Genomic DNA, 24,057 nt, shown 5'->3' with positions numbered 1-24,057 from the left:
TTCAGGCCGCTCCCGCTGTCTTCGGGAAATACTTGTCGACCAGCGTCTGCTTCATCAGCAACTGCTCGGACGCAAAACATTCCGCCATGGTCTGCCAGCCCAGGTCGAGCGCCTCGTCCAGCGGCATGACGACGTCGATATCCATGAAGCGGCTGCGGAACAGCGCGCCGAATTTCAGCAACTGCTGGTCGTAGCCGGACAGGTCGAAGGCCATCGCCTGCTTCTGCTGGGCGTCGCGGGCCTCGGAATAGAAACGGATCATCGTGTTCATGACCGCGCTGTGATCCTCGCGCGTTTCCTTGCCGATGACGTGCTGCTTGAGCCGCGACAGCGACCCGAACGGGTCGATCACCCCGTCATGCAGATAGAACTGGCCCTCTGTGATGTAGCCGGTATTGTCCGGCACCGGGTGGGTCACGTCACCTCCCGGCATGGTCGTCACCGTCAGGATCGTCACCGATCCAGCGCCCTCGAAATCGGCGGCCTTTTCGTAACGTCGCGCCATCTGGCTGTAGAGATCGCCCAGGTAGCCGCGGTTCGACGGCACTCGGTCCATCGAGATGCCGACCTCCTTCAGCGCGTCGGCATAGGCGGTCATGTCGGTCATCAGGACCAGCACCCGCTTCTTTTCCTCGACGGCGAAGCGTTCGGCCACCGCCAGGGCCATGTCCGGGATGAGAATCCGCTCGACCATCGGATCCGAGGCCTGGTTGACGAACATCACCGTGCGCGAAAAGACGCCTGCGTCCTCGAAGGTGCGGCGGAAGCGCCAGTAGTCGTCGAACAGCAGCCCGAGCCCGCCGAAGACGACGATATCGGCATCGGCCTGGATCCCGATCCGCGCGAGGAGCTGGTTGAAGGGTTCGCCGGAGACCGAAAAGATCGGGATCTTCTGGCTTTCGACCAGCGAATTGAACACGTCGATCATCGGCACGCCGGTACGGATCATTCTGGACGCGAGGCGCCGCCGCACCGGGTTGGCCGAGGGGCCGCCAATCTCGATCCGTCCATCCATCTCCAGCGACGGTCCGCCGTCGATGGGCGTGCCCTCGCCACCGAAGACGCGACCCAGAATGTTGTCGGAAAAGGCGACCTGCGGCGGATGGCCGAGAAACCGGACGGTAGCGCGGGTGGAAATGCCCTTCGACCCGGAAAAGACCTGCAGCGAGGCCTCGCCGTCGGCGAGTTTCACGACCTTGGCCAGTCGCGCCCGGCCGTCGACATCGCGCACCTCGGCGAGGTCGCCATAGGCCGGCCGCTCGGTTCCCACCCCCTCGCGCTCCGGCAGCCGGATTCGCAGGATGTCACCGATGATCGACAGGACATGCGTGTAACTGATCAAGGTATCCGACATGATCCACCCGTTCGCCTGTTACGATCCCATGACATTACGCTCAAGGCGTATCTCACTCGCGTGACCCTAGCGTGACAGCCTCCGGGTGCGGCGATCAGTCGTGCCGTCCGTTCTGGCAGCCCCTACCTTGTGCCGATCTTGAACGACCTTGCCCACGGCATGCAAGCCATGAAACTGATCCAGGGAAATTCCGGCCACTTTCGGACACCGGGCCATCCGGCACGGTCCACGGCGACGAAGATCCGACCCGGAAGGCCAGAATTCCGCAGCGACCAAAGGGACGCAGGGCCTCGGGAGGCGCCGGTGACACCTGGGTGGCGGCCTGTCGCCTGCCGGCAGAAGGTAACGGAAACGTGAACATCGACAAGTTCGAATGGATGATTGTCAGCGTAGCGTCATGAAACGTAACGTAAACTAAGACTCGACGATTCTACTCCCACATGAAGGGGCTTGCATGTCCGGTTTCCGCTTTCCGTCTGCCTTCACGATCCTGTTCGTGCTCATCGCAATCGTCGCGGCACTGACTTGGGTGATCCCCGCCGGCCAGTACGACCGCGCTTATAACGAGGCACTCGGAGGCGACGCGCCGGTGCCGGGCACCTATCACCATGTCGAACCGGACCCACAAGGCTGGGTCGATGTCCTGATGGCGCCGATCGAGGGGCTCTACGATCCGTTCGAGGGCACGGCCCAGGCGATCGACATCGCGCTGTTCGTGCTGATCATCGGCGGTTTCCTGGCAGTCCTCACGCGCACCGGCGCCATCGACGCCGGGATCGGCTGGCTGTTGCATCACCTCAAGGGCCGCGAGATCCTCATGATCCCGATCCTGATGACGGCCTTCGCCGCCGGCGGCACGACCTACGGCATGGCCGAGGAAAGCCTGGCCTTCTACGCCATCGTCATCCCGGTGATGATCCGCGCCGGGTACGACGCCATGACCGGCGTGGCGGTGATCCTGCTGGGCGCCGGGATCGGCACGATGGGATCCACGTTCAATGCATTTGCCACCGTGATCGCCTCGAACGCGGCGGGCACGACGATCCAGGACGGGCTGATACTGCGCTTCGTTATCCTGGTGCTGTCGCTGCTGGCCGGGATCGCCTTCGTGATGCGCTACGCCAGCCGGGTGAAGGCGGACAATTCCCGCTCGGTCGTTGCCGACCAAATGGCCGAACACCGCCGCCATTTCCTCAAGGCCGGCGGCGCGGACACGCTGCCCGAGTTCACCCGGATGCGCGGTATCATCCTGCTGCTCTTCGCCCTGACCTTCGCGATCATGCTGTGGGGTGTCATCACCCAGGACTGGTGGATGGGCGAGATGTCGGCGCTGTTCCTCGGCATGGCCATCCTCGTGTGGGTCATCGGCAGGTTCGCCAAGGAAACCTCCTTCGGAGAAGCCGAGTTCATCGACACGTTCATCGACGGGGCGCGTGACCTTCTGGGCGTGGCGCTAATCATCGGGGTGGCCCGCGGCATCGTCGTCGTCATGGATAACGGCATGATCACCGACACCATCCTGAACGCGCTGGAAAGCCTGTTCGGCGGCTGGGGCGAGATCGGCTTCATCAACCTGATGTTCGGGGTCAACGTGGTCCTGTCCTTCCTGGTGCCGTCCTCGTCGGGCCTGGCGGTGCTGGCAATGCCGATCCTGGCGCCGCTGTCGGATTTCGCCGGTGTCGGCCGCGAACTGACGGTGACAGCCTACCAGTCGGCCAGCGGCTGGGTGAACCTGTTCAACCCGACCTTCGCGGTGGTCATGGGCGGGCTGGCGATCGGGCGCATTGCCTATGACAAGTGGCTTCGCTTCGTCGCGCCCCTGCTGCTGATCCTCGCGGTGATTATCATGGCCAGCCTCAGCCTGTCCGCCGCGGTTCTCGATCCCACGGATCCTGCCGGGCCGGCAACGTCCGCCCCGACGGCGACCGAGACCCCCGCGGCAGCAGAGTAACGGCTGCCAATGTTGGAGAATTCACCAGGCAGCAGGCAATCTGGGTCGCTGGGACTGACCGCCTGTATCGCGCTTGTCGTCGGCAACATGATCGGATCGGGCATCTTTCTGTTGCCCGCCTCGCTGGCAGCATTCGGTCCGATCTCGATGCTCGGGTGGGTTCTGACCTCGGCCGGCGCGCTGGTGCTGGCCGTAATCTTCGGCCGGCTGGCGCGGCTGGTGCCCCGCACCGGCGGGCCCTACGCTTACTCGGCCGAGGCCTACGGGGAATTCACCGGCTTCCTGATCGCCTGGGGCTACTGGATCGCGCTGTGGACCGGCAATGCTGCCGTCGCCGTCGCGCTGACCGGCTATCTCGGGTTCCTGTTTCCCGCCATCGCGGCGTCCAAGGCCTACAGCCTGGCAACGGCGCTGATCGCGATCTGGACCCTGACCCTGATCAATATCCGCGGCGTCTCCAGCGCCGGCTTCGTCCAGACCGTGACCACCGTGGCCAAACTGGTTCCGCTGCTGGCCGTCATCCTGTTCGGCGCCTTCATGATTGATCCGCAATACTACAAGCCGTTCAATCAGTCCGACGGAAGCGGCTTCGCCGCCGTCACCGCAGCCGCGGCGCTGACGCTGTGGGCCTACCTGGGGCTGGAATCGGCCACCGTACCGGCCGGCGACGTCATCGATCCCGAACGGACGATCCCGCGGGCCACGGTCATCGGTGTGCTGATAGCCGCAATCGTCTACATGGCCGTCACGGCCGTCAGCATCGGCGTACTGCCCTCAGCCGAATTAGCTGCCTCGGCCTCGCCGCTGGCCGACGTCGCGCGGGTGATCTGGGGACCGGCCGGGGGGATCTTCGTCGCCCTCGGCGCGGTGGTGTCGACCATCGGAACGCTGAACGGGTTCACCCTGCTGACCGGCCAGGTGCCCTACGGCGCCGCGCTCGACCATGTCTTCCCACGACAGCTGGGCGTGGTCAGCCAGTACGGCACGCCCGCCAACGCCCTGATCCTGTCGAATTTCCTCGCCTCGCTGCTGATCGTCATCAACCTCGCCAACGGGCTGGTCGAGACCTTCAACGTCATCATCCTGCTGGCGGTGATGTCCAGCCTGCTGCCCTATGCGCTATGTGCGCTGGCCGAGGTCATGATCCGGCTGCGCGACGGCCACGCCCGCATGAACCGCCCCGAAGTGGCGAAGGCCGCCGTGCTGGGCATGCTCGGCTTTGTCTACTCGGTCTGGGCATTGTGGGGCGCGGGTCAGACCACGGTCTTCTTCGGCGTGCTGCTGCTGATGGCCGGAATCCCCATCCACGTCTGGATAAAATGGCGTAACGTCACTGTCATATCCGACGGGCATGAAGAAAGTCTCAACTGAGAAAGGATCAGAGATGCAATTCGGTGTCCATTCTGAGATCGGCAAGCTGCGCAAGGTGATCGTCTCGCGCCCCTCGCTGGCGCATGAGCGACTGACGCCCCGCAACGCCGAAGAACTGCTGTTCGACGACGTGATCTGGGTACAGAAGGCGCGGTCCGACCATGCGGATTTCGTCCTGAAGATGAAGGACCGCGATGTCGACGTCTACGACATCCAGGATCTTTTGGCGGAGGTGTTGGAGCAAGTCCCCGAGGGTCGGAGATTTCTGCTCGACCGGCGGATCACCAAGAATTACCTTGGCCCGACCGTTGCTGCAATTATTCGCCCCTGGCTGGATGAACTGGATGGTAAGACGCTGGCCCGGCACCTGCTTGGCGGCATAACCATTGATGATCTTCCACCGGAAATGCTGTCTGATCAACTGCGGGCGCAGCGCGAACACGACGAGTTCCTGCTCAACCCGATCCCCAACGCGCTGTTCCAGCGCGACCCATCCTGCTGGATCTATGGCGGCGTCACCGTCAACCCGATGTTCTGGCCGGCGCGCAAGGGCGAAACGCTGATCCAGCGAACCGTCTACAAGTACCACCCGATGTTCAAGGAAGCCGATTTCAAAATCTGGTGGGGCGACAGCGACGAAGACTGGGGCCACAGCTCGATGGAAGGCGGCGACGTCATGCCCATCGGCAACGGCCTCGTGCTGATCGGCATGGGTGAGCGGACCACCAGCCAGGCAGTTTCGCAAGTTGCCATGTCGTTGTTCGAAAACGGCGCGGCCGAACGCGTCATCGCCTGCCAGATGCCGAAATCGCGCGCCGCGATGCACCTGGACACCGTCTTCACCGCGCTCGACCACGACAAGGTCACCGCATTCCGCGAGGTGGTGGACGAAATCCGCTGCTTCTCGATGCGTCCCGGCGAGGGCAACCTGCCCATCGACCTGCGGCTGGAGCCGGGCCACCTGTTCGACGTTTACAAGGACGCGCTCGGCCTGTCGGACCTGCATGTCATCGGTACGGGCGGCAACGAGTTCCAGCAGGAACGCGAGCAGTGGGACGACGGCAACAACGTCGTCGCGCTCGAACCGGGTGTCGTCGTCGGCTACGACCGCAACACCTACACCAACACGCTGATGCGCAAGGCCGGCATTGAGGTCATCACCATCAGCGGACAGGAGCTGGGCCGTGGGCGCGGCGGTGGGCACTGCATGACCTGTCCCATCCTGCGCGACCCCGCCTACTGAGTTTCGCTGGTCGCGGGGCTTCCTCCCTCGCGGCCACAGCACCTTCCCCCAATCCGCGGAGATCTCTCATGTCGTTCAATCTCAAGGGCCGCAGCTATCTGAAACTGTCGGACTTCAGCCAGCGCGAAATGCTGTACCTTCTGGACCTGTCGCGCGACCTGAAGCGCGCCAAGTACGGTGGCTACGAACAGGAAACCCTGAAGGGCAAGGAAATCTGCCTGATCTTCGAAAAGACCTCGACCCGCACCCGCTGCGCCTTCGAGGTTGCCTGCCACGACCAGGGCGCGCATGTCACCTATCTCGATCCGTCGGGGTCGCAGATCGGCCACAAGGAATCGATGAAGGACACCGCCCGCGTCCTGGGCCGCATGTTCGACGCAATCGAGTTCCGCGGCTCCGGTCAGGCGGCGGTCGAACAACTGGCCGAATTCGCTGGCGTGCCGGTCTATAACGGCCTGACCGACGATTGGCACCCGACCCAGATGCTGGCCGATATGCTGACCATGGTCGAGCATTCCGAGAAGCCGCGCACCGAGATCGCCTATGCCTATCTCGGCGATGCGCGCAACAACATGGGCAACTCGCTGCTGCTCCTTGGCTCCATCATGGGCTGCGACGTGCGCATGGTCGCGCCCAAGGCCAACCAGCCGCACGAGGAAATCCAGGACCTGGCCCGCGAACGCGCCAAGGAAACCGGTGCCCGCATCACCATCACCGCCGATGTCGGCGAAGGCGTGAAGGGCGTCGATTTCATCCATACCGATGTCTGGGTGTCGATGGGCGAACCCAAGGAGGTCTGGGAAGAGCGGATCAAGCTGCTGATGCCCTACCAGGTCAACATGGATGTCATGAAGAAGACCGGCAATCCGACGGTGAAGTTCATGCACTGCCTTCCGGCCTTCCACAACACCGAGACCAAGGTCGGTCAGGACATCTACGAGAAGTTCGGCATCTCCGAGATGGAGGTCACCGAGGAGGTATTCGAAAGCAACATGAACGTCGCCTTCGAACAGGCCGAGAACCGTCTGCACACGATCAAGGCGATCCTCGTCGCCACCCTGGGGAGCTGAGCCATGGGACGCATCGTCGTTGCGCTTGGCGGCAACGCGCTTTTGAAACGGGGCGAGGCGATGACGGCGGGGAACCAGCGCCGCAACGCCCGCATCGCCGCCGAGGCCCTGGCGCCGCTGTGCGAGACGCATGATACCGTCATCACCCATGGCAACGGCCCGCAGGTCGGGCTGCTGGCCCTGCAGGAAATCATGAACACCGAGGTCGAGGACTACCCCCTCGACGTCCTGGTGGGCGAGACGATGGGCATGATCGGCTACATGATCGAGCAGGAGCTGGGCAACCTGCTGCCGCTCGAACACCATGTCGCGACGGTTCTGACGATGATCGAGGTGGACCCGGAAGACCCGGCCTTCCGGGATCCCACCAAGTTTATCGGCAAGATCTATGACGAGGCCGAGGCGAAGGCCGAGACTGAGTCCAGGGGCTGGGTCATGAAGCCCGACGGGAACAAGTGGCGCCGCGTCGTACCCTCGCCCAAGCCCAAGCAGATCTTCCAGAAGCAGGCGATCGAATGGCTGCTGGAGAAGGGCGTGACGGTGATCGCAGCCGGCGGCGGCGGCATTCCGACCATGTACCAGAAGGGCGCGGACCGAAAGCTGGTCGGTGTCGAGGCGGTGATCGACAAGGACCTGGCCTCGTGCCTGCTGGCCAAGGATATCGGCGCCGACTGTCTCGTCATCGCCACCGATGCCGACGCCGTCTATCTCGACTGGGGCAAGCCGGAGCAGCGGGCGATCCGTTCGGCGACGCCGGACGCGATGGACGCCTTCGACTTCCCGGCCGGCTCGATGGGACCCAAGGTAGAGGCCGCGCAGGACTTCGCCCGCACGACCGGCAAGCGCGCGATCATCTGTTCGCTCGCCGACGTGCCCGCCGCCGTCCGCGGCGAAAAGGGCACCACGATCTCGGTGGATGCCGGCGAGACCGCGTTCTACTGATCCCAGGCGCGACCGCAGCTTGATCGCCTGGGCCGCAGGTGACGCCGTCACGCTGCGCGTCGTGCCAATAACTTTTCCACGCCCGGCTGATCGGCGCAGCGAGCGCATCGCCGGTCAGCCGATCCGCCAATTTGCCCTTACTCTCGAAACAGATGTCGATCATGCGACACTGAATCGCTGGGTTGTGAAGTTCTTACCGCTAATCGCGGCTCGGGCGCAGGCGAGGAAGTGGCCTACGGCCACGTCCTGGCGGATGGATGAGACCTACATCAAGGTGAAAGGCCGGTGGACATAGCTTTACCGGGCGGTCGATCGCAACGGCCAGACCCTTGAGTTCATGTTATCTGACCGCCGGGATCTGGCGGCTGCCCGGCGGTTTTTCAAGCGGGCGATCGGCGCAAACGGTGTGCCGGACCGGATCGTAATCGACGAGAGTGATGCCAATCTGGCTGGCCTGAAAGCCGTGAATGTAATCCTGAAATTCACCAGCGCTGGCCGTACCGTCGAGATCCGGCAGGTCAAATACCTCAACAACATTCTGGAACAAGACCACCGCTTCATCAAGCGGATCACGCGCCCAATGCTTGGCTTTAAGGCCTTCCATTCAGGCACCGCAACACTGGCTGGGATCGAGACTGCACACATGATCCGAAAGGGGCAACTCGACACCAATGACCTCACCGCGTTTCAGCAGTTTTCGGCGCTCGCAGCATAATTGTGTCCCGGCGGCGGCTGAACACAACCGTTAAGAAGATTCGCGACAGAACCCCATTGGATATCCTTGGTTTCGTGATTTTGACTATCTGTAGAAAAATTCCCGGCAATGCCAGCCTGCGACCGAACCGGCGTGATACGTTTTCGAGCCGAAGCACAAAGGACGTTTGTTCCGTCATCTGATTGATGTGCCCCGGGTTGAACGCGATTGGCCAGAGCTTATGATCTCCATGTCTTATGCCGTTGCTCCGACATGATTTAGCTAGGCCCGTCGCAGTCTTTGCCAAAATGGCGAATCCGGTGAATCCGTCAGCCGTGATTGTGCCGACTGTCAGACGGCCAAGCGCTTCGCTTCATACAGATTTCGTTCTGCGCGCCACTCATCCGCGAAGTCGACATTCTGCCAATTGTCGAACCAGGGGCCGCCATTCGTGTAATGAACGCAATTGGGAATTTCTGCAGGTTTGTCATACTCCCCTTCCAGAAAATTCCATGTCAGGTCGAGCCTGCCGAGATCACTGTCATCCACCCATTCGAAACGGTGCAGGAAAGCCGGGGACTGCTGGTTGACGACCTTCGGGGTCAGCGCCTTGACTGACGGATGCGCACCGTTGAACAGCATGAAGGACGACCAGTTTTTTCGTGGATAGACAGTCTGTTGCTTACCATCCATCTTTGTCGTGTGCGATGGCGTGTAGTCGTGCTGCACACAGAACAGGGCTTTGGACGGGTCCAACCCGTCGAGCACCTTCCAGATGTCATCCGAAACGAGGAAATCGCAATCCATGAAGATCGACCAGCCGTCATGCGCCGCTAGATAAGGGGTCAGGAACCGGGTGAGCGAAAATTCCGTGCTCGCATTGTCCATGTCACGCGTATAGAGGCCCAGCTCGCGCAGTGCGGGCTGCTTGAGCGGGTGGATCTCTACGGGGGATGACGCGTTTCTGAGGATCGAATGCTGGCAGACTTGCCAAGCGATGTCTTCGCGGGAATCGTGACCGACATAGATCTTCAGGGCTGGGGTCATCTTTTTCTCCATTGAAATCCGTTCTTGCCATCTGTCATCCTGCCTGCCTGGGTCCAACTGGCGCGACGTAATGTCAGCTAGCATCAGCCCGGCAGCAATCGCAACACGTCATTTTACCGCCTCTTGCCCCAGACTTGAATTGTCGAAACAGTAGGGTCTGCAACACATTTGGAGATGCTCATGCCGAGGCTCGGTAGCTATTTCGCCATCTGGCAACAGACCCGACGCAGAAAGGGCCGCGTGGATGATCACGAGGCCACGGATCCCGGCGATCAGGTGTACGAGGCGCAGATTGACGCGCTTGATGCGGCGCTTCCCGCCGCTCTTTCGGTCGTCGGAAACGCCCGAAGTATCCTGTCGCATCGCTATGGAGCGGAGATCGACAAGCGCCCCACGATCCGCTTCAACCGCGCCCAGATCACAGAGCCGAGCGCACAGGGAACGCGTTGGGATATAGGAGTGACGTCACAGGCAAGGTCCCTGGATCACTACAAGGCACACCCACCCGCCTTCAAAAAATTGATATTTACACAATATTTTGACCTTCACTCCGATTTCTTGGATGGCGTGGATCTGGGGATGCCGATCCTTCCGTATCCCATGCGCATCTCGATCGAATTGATGAACAGGCTGCACGCGCGTCCTACGGCGGGAATGCAGGTTCTTTATCTCCTGGACAAGCTGGGTCGGAAAGATGTGGCTGTATTCGGCTTCGACTGGAAGGCGACGCTCAGCATTCACCATTCGGAACGAACCCGTGACCCACATAACCACCTGCGGGAGATGCGTCTGGCGCATAAGCTGATAAAAAAGAATGCTTGGCAGCTTTTTACTTGAACCGCCATTCAAACATTATAGGCCGCCGGGCGAACAGCCCCGGTACATCGAGATTGCCGACAGCCGATCCGGGATAGCGTCAGATGGACAGACTGAAACACGCGGCGAACCTCGTCCGCGATCATTACAAGTACCATGCTCTCGGCAAGAGGGCCGATGACGCACGCGTGTTGGTGCTGGAAGAGGCCCGGGTGATCTATGTCCCGATCCCCAAGGCGGCGAATTCCTCGACCAAGCTGGCGCTGTGCCCGGTACTGGGGATCGATCCCACCAGCGTGAACGAGGTCCAGCAAGACCCGCGCCTGCCGATGCGCCATTTCAGCACAGTCGCTCCGCAAATCGGGCCAGATTGGTTCGTATTCACGGTCGTCCGCGATCCGTGGACGCGGGCGCTCAGCGCATATCGCGACAAAGTCGTACGAAAGGGCGTACAGCTTCGAGCGTTGAAGGCGATGGGGCTGGAACCCGAGGATGACTTCGAAACCTACTTGGCTGCATTGGCACGCTGGCCTCGCAAGCTTCTGAACGATCATTTCATTCCGCAAAGCGATCTGCTGGCTCCGATCATGGCGCAAACACCGGTCGATATCATACGCTCAGAAGATTTGCCCATCGATTGGGAGTCTGTACGCCAGCGTATCATGGCACAGCGCGCCCCCGCTCCGGGTCAGATGGGTCAGCTGAATGTCACCGGGCCAGCGCAAGCTGTTCCGGAGTTCACACCGCGCGCCAGCAGATTGATCCGACGGCTCTATGCTGACGACTTTCGTTTGCTTGGCTACTCAGACCAAAGGCCGTCGCAGTGACACTTGGAATGTTCATACCGGGTCAGTTCTCAGTGACAATCAACATAGTATCGGCTCGTTGGGTGTTGTCACGGTAACGTTGCCTTCTTTCGGATCGTTTGGCCTCTAGCGGGATTGTCACACAAACCGAGCCGGGATTGTTTGCATCGGGATTTCACCATAGCTGGCAACCATGAACACGCCGCTATAAGCGTTACCGCTTTCCATCCCAGATCATCGGCCACGCGGTCTGGCTGTACGTCCGCTTCAACCTGAGCCTTCGTGAAGTTGAGGAACGACCACTGGAACGTGGGATCGACGTATCTTATGAAAGCATCCGGCGCTGGACCGACAAATTCGGGCCGCAGATCGCTCGAAATCTGCGACGACGGCAGGGCCATCCTGGGACGTCTGGCATTTGGATGAAGTCGTCGTGAAGATTGCGGGCAGACCGTTCTGGCTCTGGCGGGCGGTCGATCAGCATGGCATTGTTCTGGACGAGATCCTCCAGTCCAGGCGGGACATGCGGGCGGCAAAGCGTCTGCTGGTCAAACTGATGAAGCGCTTTGGCGTTATCCCCAAACGGATTGTGACGGACAAGCTTCGATCCTACGGCGCTGCTCAGCGCGAGGTCGCACCCGGCCTCGATCACTGGTCACACAAAGGCCTCAATAATCGCGCCGAAAACAGCCACCTGCCGTTTCGAAAACGGGACCGCACTATGCAAGGCCACCGATCACCCGGTGGGTTGCAACGCTTCGTTGCAGTTCATTCAGCAACCCGCAACTGCTTCTCTGTCCCATCCCGTCGCCGCTCAGCCCTGACCATCCGCTATCACCGACTGGAGGCTTTCGACAGCTGGAAAACGGCAGCAAGCATCGCTTGACCTATGAACAACAGGCCTTGGCTGACTGCCACAGGTTTACGTGACAATCCCCTGAACGTTCATCTGCGCCGAATTGGAGCGAGAACGTTCACCGATATGTTCGATGCTCTCAAAGAAATCTGCGACCTCTTCTCACCAGAAGAGTGCTGGAATTACTTCAAGGCCGCAGGATATGCTCCAGGTTAAAGGTCGAAGGCTTTAGTGAGTAAGGTAAGGAGTTCCGTCCGTGCGCGATGACGCCGCGCAATGCAGTGTCGCGGCCGCCGCCGTTTCGGATGAGCCGGTCGTTACTCGACCACCCAGCTCTCGAGTGGAACCTCGTCGGCGCAAGACGTATCAAGTTCATCACTCGGGTTCAAAAGAAATGCCTGGATCACCTGCGAACGGCATTCGTTCACCGGGCTGTGGCCAAGGCCCTGCATCACGATGGACTGCACGTTCGGCATCGTTCGCGCGATCTGCTCGCTCCAACGCGGACCACAGCACGGGTCCATCTGCCCGTGTATCGCGAGAACGGGCACATCCGAACGCGGCAGGTCATTGTGCTCTGGGGGGACAGCACCGTCCTCGCCCCACCAGGCGCAGACCCATGGTGGTTCGAAGCCGAGCACCGCAGGCTCGCGCGCGATCGCCGCCGTCGAATCCTCGGGGTTCGGCCGGTTCGCGCCCATGTCGTTGCAGACATGCGCCAGGAAGTACCCGAGCGCATAGCTGCCGGGCCCCGTTTCAGGCACATAGTCGTCAACAAGGAAGAAGGACTGCAGGCGCGAATGATCCCCGGCCTGAACCTCATTAAGCAGCACGGGCAATTCCGCGTACATCGAGGGCAGCATCAGGTAGAGCGCGTCCAGAAACGCGGCACCGTCGAAGTGCAGGGTCTCGCCACCGTCGGCCTCAACCTCGACGACATAAGGATCTTCGTCCAGTGCTCGGCGGGCCTTGTCGATGGCGACCATCCAGTCGGGGTGCAACTCGCGGCAGGCCTCGCTCTGCTCGACGCACAACGCCATGATCTCGGTGAAGCGCTGCTTAGCGGTGTAGAACTCGTCTACCGCGGCCCGGCTGCGCAGATGCGTGAACCACGGCCAGCCGAAGACCGCCGCATCCACCGCCTCGGGGAAGTACTGGACATACGAAAGCGCGGTTCCGCTACCGGTCGAGGAACCGTAGGGCCGGATCGTGTCATACCCGAGATGCTGGCGTATCTCGTCAACGTCGCGCGAAACGCTGTACTGATTGTATTGAGCGGGGTCGACCCCTTCCGACACCAGCTTGTCGTAGCAGGCCTCGACCTGCGCGGCCACGGGCTTGATCCGCTCAAGCGGATCGGGCGACGACGTTATCGCCGGTGTGTGGATGATGTCGTGGTAAGGCGAGACGTTCGCATAACCGGGGCACCTGAGCGACGGGTCGGCATGGATGAACCCGCGGTGGTCCATCGTGACGAGCGTCCGCGCGCCGACATCCTTCAGGAGTTGCTCGAGATACCCCTGATTGCCCAGCGAGGAATAACCCGGCCCGCCCGGAAAGAAGAAGACGGGTGGCTCGTTGCCCTCAGATGCATCCGCATTGAAGACGGCGACAGGTATTTGCACCAGGTCTCCGTTGGGGTCGTCCCAGTTCTCTTCGCCGGTGAAGACGTAGCATTCTGCGCCGAGGGTCTCGAGCGCCTCGGTCGCGCAATCCTGACGCTCAAGCGAGGAAGTCAGAGGAGCATCGGCATCCTGAGCCTGCGCGGATGTGCCAAGTACGGCGGCCACCAGGCTTGCGGCAATGCACACGTTCCGGTTGTGTTCCATGATCCACCCTCCGTTCACACCTTCAGCTTCGCAGCGACCGCCGAACTTGTCTCAGACTCTAAGGAGTCTGACGCAAAGTCAACCGCAGCATATCGTCAGCCTTCATGGCATTGCCAACCCAATATCGTTGCGCGTCCGAGGCGTTATTGCGCCGCCGCCGCACGCTCGGAGAACTGCCTTCTTTGAACCCGATCGTTGATATCTGCAATGCGGCCTCCGCCGCTTCCCTTGTCGCGCACCGCCGAGCACCCATACCGGGTCTTGTTGATGAGTGTGTAGGTTGCCCCGCAGCATCCGCATTTGATCAGTCCCGAGAGCAGGTAGGTCGGGCTGCGGGCCCGCTCGGGGCGAAGTCCACCGTCCTGAACCCCTGCGGGGTTCATCTCCTCGCGGATCGCTCCCTGCTTGTCCTTCACCCGTTGCCAAAGATCGTCGTCGATGATCCGGAGGTGACTCTGTTTCACAAATCAGCTGATGGCGGAGGTTCCCCTTTCGCCGGACAGAGTCATCCCACAGCTTCGGTGACGGGTATGCCGAGCGCTGTGACGGCGTTCAGGATAGCGACGCGGACTTGGAACTCGGCAACCTGACGGTCGAAATCCCGAGCGGCCAGACGTTGGCACAGCAGTTTGACACAATGCATCTTAGTCTCGACGCGGCTCCCGCGGTGATAGCCGCTCCATCGTCACCAGATAGTTCGACCGAAGCGTTTCGACGCGCGAAGCGCCTCGTTCCGCGCCATCGCCCCGGGGCTATCGGGCTTCCATGGTTTGGCATTTATACGGGGTGGTATGATGGCCGTAGCGCTGCGAGCGGCGATGGCATCATGGCACTTGCGGGTGTCGAAGGCACCGTCGGCGGTGACGCTGCCGATCTCCTGATCGGGCGGGATTTGGTCGAGAAGTTCGGGCAGCATGGGCGCGTCGCCGACATTGCTGGTTGTGAACTCTGCAGCCCGGATTTCGATGTTTTCTCGTCAATTCCAATGTGGATCTTGCGCCAGACACGGCGTTTGGTGCCACCGTGCTTTCGCGCGTTCCATTCACCTTCACCCTCGACCTTGATGCCTGTGCTGTCGATCAGCAGGTGTAACGGGCCGCCCTGCCCGGTGAATCAGTTGAGTCAGTCCCAAGGTCACGCGAACTGTCGAAAAACAATATGGTAATCGATTCCGATAGCCCGCAGTTTATCGAACAGCAATCCGAACAAAACCAAGTCAGTCAGATTCGCCAAATGCAAGGCCGGGAACCGGCCGCGCAAGCACCCGCAGGGCTGCTGGAGCGCCTCCCCGGCGTAAGGGGCAGACGGGGTAGCTTCAGCTACCTATAGTCTGTCCCTCTGGATAGTCGTGTCAGAAAATATGCCGCACTTCGTTGGCAGCCAGGGTCTCTGCTGCGCTTCGGAAAAACTATAATAATAACAGAAAAACAGTTCGTTACGCGTGTCGCAACCCGGAAATGCGTTTGGATTTTCGTCAAGCTCGCATACCAAATGTCAAAAGGAGTGCGGCCTGATGGCATACCAGTTCGTTCATATCGAGACTTACAGTACGCAGCCCCGGAAGATGAAGGGCAGCAAGGATCATTGGAACAGCGCAAAGCAGGTCTTCTTGGAAGCCGCGCGCGACCCGGAATATTCCAAACACGTCGATGCGCCACGCGAGCCGCTGCCGGTTCTGAGCCATGGCGCAATTTCGGTTGCCGAATTGCGTGTCTTGCATGACCGCAAGCGCGATGAGGTCCGCGAAACAGTTCAGGCAAAATCCGGGAATACCTATGAACGCCGCCTGCGGAGCGATGCAGCGACACTCTACACGGAAATCCACTCTCATCCCATGGCCAGCCGGGACTATCTGGCCGACCCGAAAAAGAATGCCGAAGAGATTCAGGAATGGGCGGGACTGGCTATCCGGGACTTCCGGAAGCGGATGCCCGAAGGGATCGCGTTTGCGGCGGTCCTCCATCTCGATGAGCAGAATGTTCATTTGCACATCCTTGCTGTGAACATAGATGATCCGCGTCTGGATGCGAATAAGCTGCATGTGGGGAAAGTGGCTGCCGCAGAATACCGGGCCAAACATGACAAGCCGTCGACGCTGGCGTCATTGCCGAAGCCGGAGATGCAGCAGCGGCCGAGAAAGCCGAAGAAACCGCGTCCGAGCAAGAACAGGGTGACCCAGAGAAAGAACGTAGAAAAACATGAACGGGCATTGGCGGCATGGGAAGAGGCCTGCGACCGCGTAAACGCCGCCAACGCCAGTAAGTTCGCGACGTGGGAAAAAGAAAACGGGCAGCACCTGCATGCCGCCCGGAAGGAACAGGTCGGGAAGAACCCCGAAAAGGCGGCCTATACGTCTGCGATGGAGGCCTTCCAGGACCGCTACTACCAAGCGGTAGGCAAGCCTTGCGGGCTCCTGCGGAAGGGGCCTGCGCAGGAGCGTCTGACGACGAAGCAGTATGCCGCGCGCAAGGCGGCGGCCAAATCCCTCGCGCAGGAGCGGACGCAGAACCTGCGGACCGAGACCGGACTCGAGGTCAGGGAGCAGGAGCTGGCGCTGAGGGAGAGGGCTGTGGCGGAGGCCGAAGGCCGCCTTGCGGCGGAGAAGGATTCTTGGAAAGCACGAAAGCAAGAGATCGGGGCGAGGGAACAGTCGGTGGCAATGCGGGAGAGGGGGCTGTCGGAAAAGGAACGGATGTCTGGAGCGCCGTTCTGCTGAAATCGACAAGCAGGAAGGACGGCTAAATGAACGCTAACAGGAGATTCTGACCCGCGAAGAAGCCAGTCGAAAGGCCTACGAGAAAGGCGAAGCGTTGATGTTGGGGCTGGACTTGATCCGCAAGGATCAGTTGCACTGGGAGCCAGCGAAGGGGGAGCAGAAGGGCAGGGTGGTCATGGGGCCGCGTGGCGCGCCTGAGAAGCCGATGCCGCTTGAAGTCAGGGCCACGCTTAGTCCGGCCATGTCGCTGCTCGAGATCATCCTGCAGATCATTGCCGAGATCATCGAGGACTTCCTGCGTGCGCGGCGGTCGGAGGTTGCGCGTGATGCATCTATCGCCGCTGCTCTGCGCAGGAAGTACGAACAGCCGGATGATCCGGTGGTTGCGGCGCTGTTCAACAGAAATGCTGCTGGCGTTATCGATGACGTGTGAGGATTTATAAAATGGTATACCAAATATTGCATCCCAAAAATACTCTGCTACGCCTTTCTCAATCGCTGCGAGGGGGCAGCTATTTAGGGAGCTAAACATATGAAATTCTTAGGTACGGCTACGATTCTCGCGCTGACGGCGTTTCCGGCGTCTGTTCTGGCACAGGAATTCCCGTCGGGGACAATAGAGGTTGTGACCCATTCCGGGGCAGGCGGTGGTACCGATACGACCGCCCGGATGATGATGAGCTCCGTGACTGAAGTTCTGGGAGCCGACATGGTGGTCGTAAGTAAGCAAGGCGGTACGGGTGCTGTGGCCATGGAATACGTAAACAGCCGACCAGCCGACGGCCACACGATTCTGGTCTGGACCACTGGCCATGCGGTGACCCAGGCCAAGGGTAGCGCGACCGATGCTGAAGGTTTCATCCCGATTGCTCGGGGCACCAATGACCCTCAGGTTCTGATGACCAAGTGCAACAGCTTCGACGGCACGCAGGCGTTTATCGATGCTCAGACAGATGACACGTTGCGCTATGGCGTAACGCAAGTGGCAAATATCGACGATGTGTCCGCTTTCATGTTCAACAAAGCCGCAGAGATCCAGCCGCCGGAAATCATCCCGTTCGAAGGCGGTGGGGACCTACTGACCAATCTCGTGGGCGGCAATGTTGACGTGGCTGTACTGAACTACGGTGAGGCTGCGGCGCAGATCGACGCGGGCGAGGTCTGCCCGATGGTCGTCATGGGCACCGACCGACTGGCCACCGCGCCGGAGACACCGACCACCGCCGATTTCGCCACAGTACGCGGTTTCGCAGTCAAGGCGGGGACGCCGGACGATATCGTCGAGGCGCTTCGCGCCGCCATTGTCGAGGGCATGGAAAGCGACGCCTATGTCGAATTCCTGGCGACGCAGGGGCTGGAACCTAACTCAGTTGCAGGTGCAGACGTTTGGGGCAATCAGATGAACAACTCGGTCAAGCAAATGCGCGAAGCATTGATCGAACTCGGTTACATCAAGGGCTAACGCCGACTGTAAGGGCGGCTGCGGGCACCCGCAGCCGTCTGATTTCTGCTTGATCGGAGGAAGCTGAATGTTCCCCACCAAGATCCGCTATATAGTCCCGCTTTTTGTGGCTATCGCCATCGCGATCTTTGCGATCGGCTGGTCCTTTACCTTCGCGGAAGTGCCGCCGATGTTGATACGGGGTTTTCAGCCAGCTGCCTTCCCAAGGCTCGTGGCTGGGCTGATTGTGATTTTGTCAATGATGGTGATCTTCCGGACCGCGCGCGGCGGCGAGATTCTCAATAACTCGACGCTCGATCCAGCGTATTTCCGTACCCTGGTCATACTCGGAGTCTTCGCGGCCATGGCCGGATTAGGAGACTTCCTGCTTGCGCTGATGGTTGGCACGGCCGGCATTTCGGTGATGTGGGGCGAAAGGCGGCCTCTGATCCTGATCGGGCTGGGCATCGTCGCGCCGGTTCTCGTCATTTTACTCTTTGATCTTCTCTTTCAGGTGCGCTTCCCGCGCGGCTTCCTGATCGACCTCTATTACGGATAATCCTATGGGCGACATACTTTCTGGCCTGACAGCACTGGGCGATCCCCAGCTCATCGGTCTCATCGTCCTGACGACAATCGCAGGCACAATCATCGGCGTCTTGCCCGGTCTGAACGCGACCACCGGCGCTGCGCTGCTGCTGCCTTTCACCCTGACGATGGAGCCCGTTGCGGCAACGGTCGTCCTTGCGACCATCTACGGATCGGCAACCTTTGCCGGTGCGATAACGGCGATCCTGATCAACACGCCCGGCACATCCGCATCGGCCACGACGTGCCTGGACGGCTATCCGCTGGCGAAGGCGGGGGAGGCTGGCCGTGCGCTCGGTGTCGCGACAATCGCGTCCACGATTGGCGGGTTCATCAGCATCATCTTTCTATTCATCGCGGCACCGTTGATGGCGCGTCTGGCCTATGACTTTGGCCCACCGGAATATTTTGCTCTCACGCTATTCGGCTTGTCTATGCTCGCGACGATTGGCGGCGGCTCCGCACTGAAGAACCTGATCGCCGGGGCCTTTGGGGTCTTGTTGGCAACGGTCGGCGTCGATCTTCTGACCGGAGTCGAGCGCTACACCTTCGGAACACACGCGCTGTACGAAGGCATCGGCTTTGTCCCGGTCATGATCGGAATCTTCGGAATTGCCGAGCTTCTGGGCCAGTCGAACCAACTCGGTATCACGCGGCACGTTGTTGCCATGAAAGCTGCAAAATTGCCCACGCGCGAAGACTTCCGGCGCATTCGCACAACGATATTCCGATCGACTGGGATCGGTACCTTCATCGGCGTGCTACCCGCAGAGGGCGCAACTATCGCGTCCATGATCAGCTACAACGAGGCTCGTCGTTGGTCACCAAATCGCGACAACTTCGGCAAGGGTGAGATCGAAGGCATCGCAGCTTCTGAAGCGGCCAACAATTCTGCGATAGGCGGCAGTCTGGTGCCAACACTGGCACTTGGCATCCCCGGAAGCCCGACCGCCGCAATAATCCTCGCCGGTCTGTTGACGCAGGGTATCCAGCCGGGACCGACACTATTCGCCGAACAGGGCGAGTTCCTGGGCGTGATCTTCGCCGCGCTTCTCGTGGCCAACCTGCTTTTCGTTGTCGTCGGGTTGGGCGGCGCGCCGATCTTTGCGCGGATCACAACCATCCCGGTGCGCATACTTTGGCCACTGGTGTTTCTGTTCTCTATCGTGGGCGCTTATGCGATCCACCAATCCGTGGTCGACGTCTATATCGCACTGGCCTTCGGGGTGATCGGCTTTTTGATGAACCGCTACGGGTTCTCGGTCGTGTCGCTTGCCATTGGGCTGGTTCTGGGCGCGATGGTCGAGCAGAGGCTTGGTCAATCGGTCGCGATGTTCCGCGGCGAATGGTGGATGATCTTCTCACGGCCCATCGCGCTCGTCTTCTTCGCTCTCACTCTTCTCGCTCTGTTTGGCCCTGCACTGAAGGGCTTCGCCAAGAAAAGAAAGGCTATCTCGTGACAAGGATCAAATCCGTCCGCACCCGTGTCTGGAACTGGACCGGCCCGACCGTCCCCCCTGCGGGCAACTTCTGCACCAATGCCTCGGACGTGATCCATCGCGGCGGCGACGCCATGGGCAGCTTCCGCTTTCACCAGTGGCTGACCTGCGAGATCGAGACCGAGGACGGCACCATCGGCATCGGCAACGCCGCGCTGGCCCCGACCGTGGTCAAGAAGGCCATCGACGACTGGTTCGCGCCCCTCGTGATCGGCGAGGATCCGTTCGACTACGCCTATATCTGGGAAAAGATGTACCGGCGCAGCCATGCCTGGGGCCGCAAGGGCATCGGCATGACGGCGATCTCGGCCATCGACATCGCGATCTGGGACCTGATGGGCAAGCTGGCCGGCAAGCCGGTGTTCAAGCTTCTGGGCGGGCGCACCAAGGAAAAGATCCCGGTCTATTATTCCAAGCTTTATTCCGGCCCGGTCGAGTCCATGCAGGCCGAGGCGGAAGAGGCGAAGAAGCACGGCTATACCGGCTACAAGATGCGCTTCGGCTGGGGTCCGAAGGAGGGCATGGCAGGGCTGCGCGAGAACCTAAAACGGGTCGAAGCCGTGCGAGAGGTCATCGGCTACGATGCCGACCTGATGCTGGAATGCTACATGGGCTGGAACCTCGACTATGCGAAACGCACGCTGCCCAAGCTGGCCAAGTATGAACCGCGCTGGCTGGAGGAACCGGTGATCGCCGATGACGTGGCGGGCTATGCGGAACTGAACGCAATGAACATCGTCCCAATCTCGGGTGGCGAGCACGAATTTTCCGTAATCGGCTGCAAGGATCTGATCGAGAAGAAGGCCGTTTCCGTCCTGCAATACGACACCAACCGGGTCGGCGGCATCACCGCGGCGCAAAAGATCAACGCAATCGCCGAGGCCTTCCAGGTGCCGGTGATCCCCCATGCCGGGCAGATGCACAACTATCACCTGACCATGGCCAACACGAATTGCATGATCTCGGAATATTTCCCGGTCTTTGATGTCGAGGTCGGCAACGAGCTGTTCTACTATATCTTCGAGGGCGATCCCGAGGCCAAGAACGGGTTCCTTCAGCTTGACGACGATCTGCCCGGTCTGGGAATTGTCATCACCGACAAGCATCTGCAGCATTTCGAGATCGAGGAATGAGCGTGCAAGGGCAACTGACAGGGGCCTGGCCCGTGGCGCCGACCCCGTTTCACGACGACGGCGCACTGGACATGGACGGCATGCGCCGGGTGCTGGACTGCATCATCGACCAGGGGGTAGACGGGGTCTGCATCCTGGCCAATTTCTCGGAACAGTTCCTGATCACGGACGAGGAACGCGAGGCGCTGACCCGGCTGTCGCTGGACCATGTCGCGGGCCGGATCCCGGTGATCGTGACGATCTCGCATTACGCCACGCCCATCGCGGTGGCGCGGGCGAGGCTGGCCAGGGACCTGGGTGCCGTGGCGGTGATGATGATGCCGCCCTATCACGGCGCGCTGCTGAAGGGGACGGCCGAACAGACCTATGCGCAATTCGCCGCCGTGGGCGAGGTCGGCATCCCGATCATGATCCAGGACGCGCCCTTGTCGGGCGTCGATCTGCCCGTGCCCCTGCTGGTCCGCATGGCGCGCGAAATCGAGATGGTGCAGCATTTCAAGATCGAGTGCCCGCAGGCGGCGGTGAAGCTGCGCGCGCTGATCGCGGAAGGGGGCGGGGCCATCGTCAGCCCGCTGGACGGCGAGGAAGGCATCACCATGCTGCCCGACCTGGATGCGGGCGCGACCGGCACGATGTGTTCGGCGATGATTTCCGAACATATCGCTGAGGTGGTCGCGGCCCATCGCGGCGGCGACCGGGACAAGGCCGTGGCGCTTTACACCCGCATCCTGCCCGCCATCAATCACGAGAACCGGCTGTGCGGGTTCCGGGCGGCGAAGGCGGCGATGGTCGAGGGCAAGGTATTCGCCTCTGATTTCTGCCGCCATCCGGTGCCCCCGCTTGCGTCCGAGCTGCGCGCGGAACTGCTTGGACATCTGCGTCCATTGGATCCGATTTCGATGAAGTGGGGACACTGAGATGACTTTTTCCGCCGGACCTCAGGACAAATTGGCAGAGCTCGCACCAATCGGGGCACGCAAATCCTTGGCCGAGGAAGCGGCGGATCAGTTGCGTGATTTCATACTTCTCGAGCGGTTGGCTCCTGGCGAACCCATTCGCGAGCGTGACTTGGCGGATGCGCTTGGAATCAGCCGAACGCCTTTGCGCGAGGCGCTGCGGCTCCTCGAGATCGAGGGGCTGGTGGAGTACTCGCCCACCCGCCGGCCCTTCGTGGCCGACCCCGATCTCGACACGCTGGCCCAGAACCTGTCGGTGCTGGGCGCCCTTGAGGGACTCGCCGGCGAACAGGCCTGTGCCAACGCGACGGACGCGCAGATCAGGGAAATCGGCAGCATCTGTCGACAGATGATTGAACGTTCCGACCTTGATGATCCGCTCACCTTCTTTCGCCGTGATATGGCGTTTCACGAAACGATCGTCACTGCCAGCGGCAACCGGCCCCTGGCCGAGACCCAACGGCAATACAACGCGCGCCTGTGGCGGGCGCGCTTCATATCTTCCCAAAGACAACCGGATCGACCGCGCACGCTGTACCAGCATGAAGAAGTCTTCAAGGCGTTGGAACGTCGCGACGCGCGGGCCTGTCGTCAGGCGCTTCGCACGCATCTGTCCACGACGGTCGAAAACATCGCCAAGACACGATCCGAACAGGAACACGAGGCACAGAAAAAATGACCCCACGCATCGGTATCATTCCCGGGGACCCCAGCGGCATCGGGCCGGAACTTGTCGCGCGCCTGCTGAACTCAGACGGCGTTGCAGAGGCCGCCGACATCCTGCTGATTGGTGATCGCGTTATTTTCGAGCAGGGGATGGCCCAGGCAGACATGCCTTTTGCGTTGAGACCGGTCGAACCAAGCTCAGGCTGGGCAGCAACAAAGGGCGAGGGCTTTCCCTGGGTCGAGACCCACACGATCAATGCCGATGACATTCGCATTGCCGGGGAAACGGTAACGTCTGGACAGTCGGTTCTGGAAACGCTCAACAGGGCGCTCGATCTGCTGAAAGAAGGGGTGATCGAAGCGCTGGTTTTTGCGCCATTCAACAAAGCGGCGATGCATTTGGCAGGATTGCAGCATCCGGACGAATTGCACCATATCGGCGAACGTCTCGGCGTGACGGACTACCTGTCAGAGCTGAACACGCTAGACGGTATGTGGACAAGCCGGGTCACGAGCCATATCGCGCTGAAAGATGTTGCCGATACGATCACCGAACAGCGTTTGGACGACGCAATTGAGCTAGCCGACAAGACACTGCGACGCTCTGGCATCAAGCGTCCGCGGATCGCCGTTGCAGCCTTGAACCCCCATGCGGGCGACGGCGGCAACTTCGGCACAGAGGAAATCGATCTTTTGCAGCCGGTGGTCGAGAAACACGCGGCGAAGCAGATGGCAATTAGCGGTCCGTGGCCATCGGACACCGTCTTTCTGAAGGTTGCAGCGAAAGAGATCGACGCGGTCGTTACGATGTACCATGATCAGGGGCAGATCGCCCTGAAATTGATGGGCTTTTCCCGTGGAGTAACAGTTCAGGGCGGAATACCCTATCCGATCACGACGCCTGCGCACGGAACGGCGTTTGATATCGCGGGGCAGGGAAAGGCGGATGTGGGTGCGACAAGAGCCGCTTTTGACATCGCCTGCGACATGGTTAGAAACTGGACGTGAGGGCTTGGATGCCTGATCGAGTGACATTGGCCGTGGGCGCCTCTGAAGGATCAGGACGATTGGTGCGATAC

Annotated in this window: 19 protein-coding genes and 4 pseudogenes; 18 read left to right on the top strand and 5 right to left on the bottom strand. The window is 60.8% G+C overall.

Annotation, left to right across the window (positions count from 1 at the left end):
- Position 1: 1 nt before the first annotated feature.
- Entirely contained in the window at positions 2 to 1,354 is a 1,353-nt protein-coding gene (locus tag FPZ52_RS15955; RefSeq protein WP_146366608.1) for a V-type ATP synthase subunit B, read from the bottom strand.
- Positions 1,355 to 1,808: 454 nt separating this feature from the next.
- Between FPZ52_RS15955 and FPZ52_RS15950 the strand changes: the two genes are divergently transcribed.
- The 6 genes and pseudogenes from FPZ52_RS15950 to FPZ52_RS15925 form a co-directional block, all read left to right on the top strand.
- Positions 1,809 to 3,305: a YfcC family protein gene (locus tag FPZ52_RS15950; protein ID WP_146366607.1), complete on the top strand. Its 1,497-nt coding sequence runs from the start codon at positions 1,809 to 1,811 to the stop codon at positions 3,303 to 3,305.
- A 9-nt stretch (positions 3,306 to 3,314) separates the two neighbouring features.
- Positions 3,315 to 4,676, top strand: a complete 1,362-nt coding sequence (locus FPZ52_RS15945) for an amino acid permease (RefSeq protein WP_146366606.1) — start codon at positions 3,315 to 3,317, stop codon at positions 4,674 to 4,676.
- 13 nt (positions 4,677 to 4,689) lie between these two features.
- A complete protein-coding gene (locus FPZ52_RS15940; RefSeq protein WP_146366605.1) occupies positions 4,690 to 5,919 on the top strand; it encodes an arginine deiminase in 1,230 nt (409 codons plus the stop codon).
- Positions 5,920 to 5,987: 68 nt separating this feature from the next.
- Positions 5,988 to 6,989: an ornithine carbamoyltransferase gene (locus FPZ52_RS15935; RefSeq protein ID WP_146366604.1), complete on the top strand. Its 1,002-nt coding sequence runs from the start codon at positions 5,988 to 5,990 to the stop codon at positions 6,987 to 6,989.
- A gap of 3 nt (positions 6,990 to 6,992) precedes the next feature.
- On the top strand, positions 6,993 to 7,931 hold the full coding sequence (arcC, locus tag FPZ52_RS15930) for a carbamate kinase (protein ID WP_146366603.1): 939 nt from the start codon (positions 6,993 to 6,995) through the stop codon (positions 7,929 to 7,931).
- A gap of 154 nt (positions 7,932 to 8,085) precedes the next feature.
- A pseudogene (locus FPZ52_RS15925) lies at positions 8,086 to 8,646 on the top strand (IS6 family transposase); the annotation flags it as partial.
- 330 nt (positions 8,647 to 8,976) lie between these two features.
- Here FPZ52_RS15925 and FPZ52_RS15920 read toward each other — a convergent pair.
- A complete protein-coding gene (locus tag FPZ52_RS15920; protein WP_146366602.1) occupies positions 8,977 to 9,672 on the bottom strand; it encodes a glycosyltransferase in 696 nt (231 codons plus the stop codon).
- Positions 9,673 to 9,852: 180 nt separating this feature from the next.
- Here FPZ52_RS15920 and FPZ52_RS15915 point away from each other — a divergent pair, with 180 nt between their 5' ends.
- From FPZ52_RS15915 to FPZ52_RS15905, 3 genes and pseudogenes are all read left to right on the top strand, one after another.
- The gene (locus FPZ52_RS15915; protein WP_146366601.1) at positions 9,853 to 10,509 is read left to right on the top strand and encodes a hypothetical protein; all 657 of its coding nucleotides are present in this window, start codon (positions 9,853 to 9,855) and stop codon (positions 10,507 to 10,509) included.
- 83 nt (positions 10,510 to 10,592) lie between these two features.
- The gene (locus FPZ52_RS15910) at positions 10,593 to 11,315 is read left to right on the top strand and encodes a sulfotransferase family 2 domain-containing protein (protein ID WP_146366600.1); all 723 of its coding nucleotides are present in this window, start codon (positions 10,593 to 10,595) and stop codon (positions 11,313 to 11,315) included.
- Positions 11,316 to 11,527: 212 nt separating this feature from the next.
- Positions 11,528 to 12,180: pseudogene (locus FPZ52_RS15905) on the top strand (IS6 family transposase).
- Between the two features lie 287 nt (positions 12,181 to 12,467).
- On the opposite strand, the gene FPZ52_RS15895 reads toward FPZ52_RS15905, so the two are convergent.
- The 3 genes and pseudogenes from FPZ52_RS15895 to FPZ52_RS15885 form a co-directional block, all read right to left on the bottom strand.
- Complete coding sequence (locus FPZ52_RS15895) at positions 12,468 to 13,979, bottom strand: alpha/beta fold hydrolase (RefSeq protein ID WP_146366599.1); 1,512 nt, start codon at positions 13,977 to 13,979, stop codon at positions 12,468 to 12,470.
- 266 nt (positions 13,980 to 14,245) lie between these two features.
- Positions 14,246 to 14,362: pseudogene (locus FPZ52_RS19640) on the bottom strand (hypothetical protein); the annotation flags it as partial.
- Positions 14,363 to 14,484: 122 nt separating this feature from the next.
- Positions 14,485 to 15,092 (bottom strand): annotated as a pseudogene (locus FPZ52_RS15885) (IS5 family transposase); the annotation flags it as partial.
- Positions 15,093 to 15,492: 400 nt separating this feature from the next.
- On the opposite strand from FPZ52_RS15885, the gene FPZ52_RS15880 reads away from it, so the two are divergent.
- The 9 genes from FPZ52_RS15880 (at position 15,493) to FPZ52_RS15840 (ending at position 23,986) form a co-directional block, all read left to right on the top strand.
- Complete coding sequence (locus FPZ52_RS15880; protein ID WP_146366598.1) at positions 15,493 to 16,695, top strand: plasmid recombination protein; 1,203 nt, start codon at positions 15,493 to 15,495, stop codon at positions 16,693 to 16,695.
- Between the two features lie 97 nt (positions 16,696 to 16,792).
- Positions 16,793 to 17,128, top strand: a complete 336-nt coding sequence (locus FPZ52_RS15875; protein WP_146366597.1) for a hypothetical protein — start codon at positions 16,793 to 16,795, stop codon at positions 17,126 to 17,128.
- Positions 17,129 to 17,227: 99 nt separating this feature from the next.
- Positions 17,228 to 18,157 (top strand): Bug family tripartite tricarboxylate transporter substrate binding protein, encoded by a 930-nt coding sequence (locus FPZ52_RS15870; protein ID WP_146366596.1) that lies wholly within the window; start codon positions 17,228 to 17,230, stop codon positions 18,155 to 18,157.
- Between the two features lie 67 nt (positions 18,158 to 18,224).
- Positions 18,225 to 18,695, top strand: a complete 471-nt coding sequence (locus FPZ52_RS15865) for a tripartite tricarboxylate transporter TctB family protein (RefSeq protein WP_146366595.1) — start codon at positions 18,225 to 18,227, stop codon at positions 18,693 to 18,695.
- Between the two features lie 4 nt (positions 18,696 to 18,699).
- On the top strand, positions 18,700 to 20,184 hold the full coding sequence (locus FPZ52_RS15860; RefSeq protein WP_146366594.1) for a tripartite tricarboxylate transporter permease: 1,485 nt from the start codon (positions 18,700 to 18,702) through the stop codon (positions 20,182 to 20,184).
- Entirely contained in the window at positions 20,181 to 21,356 is a 1,176-nt protein-coding gene (locus FPZ52_RS15855) for an L-rhamnonate dehydratase (RefSeq protein WP_146366593.1), read from the top strand. The genes FPZ52_RS15860 and FPZ52_RS15855 overlap by 4 nt, the downstream gene beginning before the upstream one ends.
- Positions 21,353 to 22,273 carry a dihydrodipicolinate synthase family protein gene (locus FPZ52_RS15850; protein ID WP_146366592.1) on the top strand — a complete coding sequence of 307 codons (921 nt, stop codon included), beginning with the start codon at positions 21,353 to 21,355 and terminating at the stop codon, positions 22,271 to 22,273. Before FPZ52_RS15855 ends, FPZ52_RS15850 begins: the two co-directional genes overlap by 4 nt.
- 1 nt (position 22,274) lies before the next feature.
- The gene (locus FPZ52_RS15845; RefSeq protein WP_146366591.1) at positions 22,275 to 22,991 is read left to right on the top strand and encodes a GntR family transcriptional regulator; all 717 of its coding nucleotides are present in this window, start codon (positions 22,275 to 22,277) and stop codon (positions 22,989 to 22,991) included.
- On the top strand, positions 22,988 to 23,986 hold the full coding sequence (locus FPZ52_RS15840; protein WP_146366590.1) for a 4-hydroxythreonine-4-phosphate dehydrogenase PdxA: 999 nt from the start codon (positions 22,988 to 22,990) through the stop codon (positions 23,984 to 23,986). The genes FPZ52_RS15845 and FPZ52_RS15840 overlap by 4 nt, the downstream gene beginning before the upstream one ends.
- Positions 23,987 to 24,057: the final 71 nt, after the last annotated feature.

This window comes from Qingshengfaniella alkalisoli (assembly GCF_007855645.1).
In the GTDB taxonomy this organism is placed as follows: Bacteria; Pseudomonadota; Alphaproteobacteria; order Rhodobacterales; family Rhodobacteraceae; genus Qingshengfaniella; species Qingshengfaniella alkalisoli.
The sequence above is the reverse complement of the archived record's forward strand: the minus strand, read 5'-3'. Positions and strand labels throughout refer to the sequence as shown.